At 60.3% G+C, this 3669-nt stretch carries 3 protein-coding genes and 1 pseudogene; all 4 read left to right on the forward strand.

The window, feature by feature from the left end:
• Positions 1-1691: pseudogene (locus tag FAZ69_RS34380) on the forward strand (hypothetical protein); the annotation flags it as partial.
• Complete coding sequence (locus FAZ69_RS32920) at positions 1688-1978, forward strand: hypothetical protein (protein WP_136899637.1); 291 nt, start codon at positions 1688-1690, stop codon at positions 1976-1978. The pseudogene FAZ69_RS34380 and the gene FAZ69_RS32920, both read left to right, overlap by 4 nt.
• Positions 1979-2136: 158 nt before the next feature.
• On the forward strand, positions 2137-2610 hold the full coding sequence (locus FAZ69_RS32925) for an immunity 42 family protein (RefSeq protein WP_136899639.1): 474 nt from the start codon (positions 2137-2139) through the stop codon (positions 2608-2610).
• 74 nt (positions 2611-2684) lie between these two features.
• Positions 2685-3669, forward strand: a 985-nt coding sequence (locus FAZ69_RS32930; RefSeq protein WP_439654819.1) for a hemagglutinin repeat-containing protein, incomplete at its 3' end; no start/stop codon positions are given.

Consider the following 3669-nt stretch of genomic DNA (forward strand, 5'->3'; position numbering starts at 1 on the left):
GCTTCAGCATCAGCGAGGCAGGGGGCGGGGCCAGTTTCAGCGCGCAAAACGGGCACGCGGACGCGAACTACGCGGGCGTGAACGAACAGGCGGGGATTCAGGCGGGTTCGGGCGGCTTCGACATCAATGTCAAGGGCAATACCGACCTGAAGGGGGCGATCATCGCCAGCACGGCGGATGCGTCGCAGAACAGCCTGACAACCGGGACGCTGACGTTCAGCGATATCCAGGATCACTCGCACTACAGTGCGGCGAGTAATGGGTTCAGCGTGGGTGCGTCGGTAGGTGTAAGCCAGAAGGCTGTGGGGCCGGCGTCGGTGAGTGGTTCGGGTGGCCTGACGCCGATGATCTCGCAGGATGCCAACGGCGACCAAAGCGCGACCACGCGCAGCGCGGTCAGCGCGGGCACGATCAACATCACGAACGGGGCGAACCAGACGCAGGACGTGGCGAGCCTGAGCCGTGACACGGCCAACACCAATGGCACGGTCTCCAAGACGCCGGATGTGCAAAACCTGCTGTCGCAGCAGTCGGACTTGATGAACGCAGCGTCAGCAGCGGGGCAAGTCGTGGCGCAAAGTATCGGTGCTTATGCCGATGCAAAGCAGAAGGAAGCGCAGGATGAGGCGAATGCAGCGGCGAAGGCGGGCGATACGACCGCAGCGGCGCAGTATCAGGCCGAAGCCGATTCGTGGGCCGAGGGTGGGTCGAACCGGGTCGCGTTACACGTTGTGGGTGGGGCGCTCATAGCCGGGCTCGGCGGGGGGAGCCTCGGCGCTGCCGCACAGGGAGCGGCGGGGGCGGGCTTGGCTGCGGCGTTCGCGGGCAAGCTGAACGGCCTGGCGGACAAGATCGGCGATGCGACGGGCTCGATGACGCTGGGCAACGTCGTATCGAACGTGCTGGCGACGGCGGGCGGCGCATTGGTGGGCGGCAGTGCGGGGGCGTTCGCGGCGGCGAATGCGGATCTTTACAATCGGCAGCTTCACCCCGATGAGCGACAGTGGGCGAAGGACAACGCGTCGGCGTTCGCGAAGTTCTACGCAGATAAGACCGGACAGACGATCACGCCAGATCAGGCTCTTGAACTCCTATTAGGAAGTGGGTTACGGATCACAGATAGTAGCGCTGCCAACGTGCCGGGTGGGGATCCGGTAGCAACAGCATTCATTTCGGCAAATGCACCCAGTTCCTTGTTCTACGCAACGCCAGCGGAAAGGGCTAATCCATTTGATGGGGCGAACCCCAACGGTTCGCCGACACTGGAGCAGAGCGCGCTTACTTACAAGGTCGGTCCGTCTGGCTCGTTCACGATCCAGGTAGGTGGCAACGCCGGTCTTCACGTCTTTGACTTGGGTGGAACCGGTGAGGTGGGGCTTGCGGTTTCGTTAGGTGCGCATCCGAATTTCTGCGCTTATGCACAAGGGTGCGCGACAATGGGCCTTGGCTTTACGGCTTCCACGGGCGTTGCCGTCACTGTGGGGCAGGGCGCAGCTTCTACCGGCGTGACAGGTAGTAAGGGTGCCTTCATCGCTGGCGGTGATGGGATATTTGCAGACACAAACGTAATGCGAGATGGCGATGGAAACTTGGCTGCGGGAAAAGGCGTACTCGGTGTGGGTATCGGTGGGGCTGCTGGCGCTCAACAGTGTAAGCAAGCGATGGGTTGCCTGGTGAAGGGGGCGCAATGACGTTCTGGCCTCTCTTCTCCATCGTTATCGTTGTCTTCTCTATATTTTTTTATGTTGCTCAATTCAGATTGAGTGATCGATTTAGGGGGGTAAAGATTGCTTCGTGGGCATATCCATTGGCGATTGCTGGTGCAGTGGTATTTGCAATCGGATTCCACGGGTTTGGTATTGCATTGTTTCTGCTGGGTGTTCCGTTCATTTTTTTTGGTTCTTACATTCACCTTTGTACGATGTTTGGTGTGAATCCGAGCTTTCGCCGACGCCATAACTGGGAGGATGACCAATAGTCGAAGCGCATTTTCAGACGGCAATCTCAACAGATTCTATTCGGATGGGAATGGGGTCTATCATTGGACTGGCTCTACTGGTGATCCAAGGGCACCATTGGATGTCTCGACAATCCCCATTGCTGTTAGACGCGCTCTCGGATTTAAAGGAAAGTAGAATGCTAATTGGCGATCCTGATGCTTTCGCGATCTGGTATGACGCAGTCGATTCATGGTCGACTGCTCGCTTCAAGAACGGGTGCTTTGCCTATTTCATAGGCGGTGAACTCCTGTGGTCATTGAATTCAACACTCGGCGTTGATCTAAACCTGTTATCTGGGTTGAACTGTATTAAAGGTAGTGTCGAAGACGAAAAATTATTCGGCTTACCCACATCTGTTGCCTACGCGGAACTTGTTGCTAGGGCGTTTCCTGCAACAGATTCGGATGCAGAGAATAGCGACTACGCGCATTTGGTTTCGACTGGTAGCTTGCTGGATGCGGGATTCCGAGTCTTTCTTGTCGAGTTAGAAGACCAAGCTAAGCTCATTTGGGGTAGTCGCCAAGAAGTATCGACCATTCGTGAAGTGGTTTTGAAACGAGGCGAGTTCCAAAAGGTCGTGCAGTACGCGATTGCAAGTTTTGAGGCATAGAGCACATCGGGGTGAGTGCCCAGTAATGCTATCCACGCGATACCTCGACGCTCGGGCCGCTGGCGAGCATCAATGTGACGGGCAACGCGGCGATCGTGACCGGGGGGAACTTCGAGCAGGACGCGGCGGCGCTGAACGTGGGCGGCGCGCTGGGCATGAGCATCGGGGGCAACTGGACGCTGGGGGTGGCGCAGACCGGCGAGACCAAGGTGATGGTGCTGCCGAGCGCGCTCTCCGACACGCACCTCGTGAGCGACACGGGCAGCAGCGTGAAGGTGGGCGGCGCGTCCACGATCGCGGTGGGCGGCGATCTCACGGCGAGCGGCGCGACGCTCAGCCTGGGAGGCGGCGGCACGATCGCGGCGGGCGGCAACGTGACGCTGCAAGCGGCGAGCGCGACCTCGACGGTGGATAGCCACAGTTCGGGCAGCGACCGCCGCGGCGCTTATGCGACGTCGCTGCACACGTCTGACGATGCGGTGACGGGGACGATGCTCACGAGCGGGGACAGCCTGACCCTCGTGTCGGGCAAGGACCTGAACGTGATCGGGAGCGGCATCGATCTGACGAAGGGCACTGCGACGCTGGCGGCGGGCGGCGACGTGAACATCGGCGCGGCGACCGAGACGCACGTGTCCGATAGCTACAGTTCGGGTAGCCACGGGGGATTCCTGAGCAGCACGAGCAAGGCGAGCACGCGCGATACGACGACCACGCAGGCCGACGGCAGCACGATCTCGGCGGACGCGGTGACGATCACGAGCGGGCGGGACCTGAACGTCAAGGGCAGCACCGTCGTGGGGACGAACGACGTGTCGCTGAGCGCCGCGCGCGACGTGACCATCACGACGACGCAGGACACGATGCAGTCGTCGGGCAGCTACGAGGAACATCACTCGGGCTTGATGGGGGGAGGCGGGCTGTCGGTGTCGATCGGCAGCAAGAAGCTCGCGACGACGGATGAGGAATCGAGCGTCACGAACAACGCGAGCACGATCGGCTCGCTCAACGGCAACTTGTCCATCAGTGCCGGCAATACGCTGCACGTGACGGGCAGCG

Source organism: Trinickia terrae (assembly GCF_005144415.1).
In the GTDB taxonomy this organism is placed as follows: domain Bacteria; phylum Pseudomonadota; class Gammaproteobacteria; order Burkholderiales; family Burkholderiaceae; genus Trinickia_A; species Trinickia_A terrae.

What these genes read in the sequence shown, in the direction of transcription:
- FAZ69_RS32920 (WP_136899637.1), top strand. Translation starts at nt 1,688, where the DNA reads ATGACGTTCTGGCCTCTCTTCTCCATCGTTATCGTTGTCTTCTCTATA.
- FAZ69_RS32925 (WP_136899639.1), top strand. Translation starts at nt 2,137, where the DNA reads ATGCTAATTGGCGATCCTGATGCTTTCGCGATCTGGTATGACGCAGTC.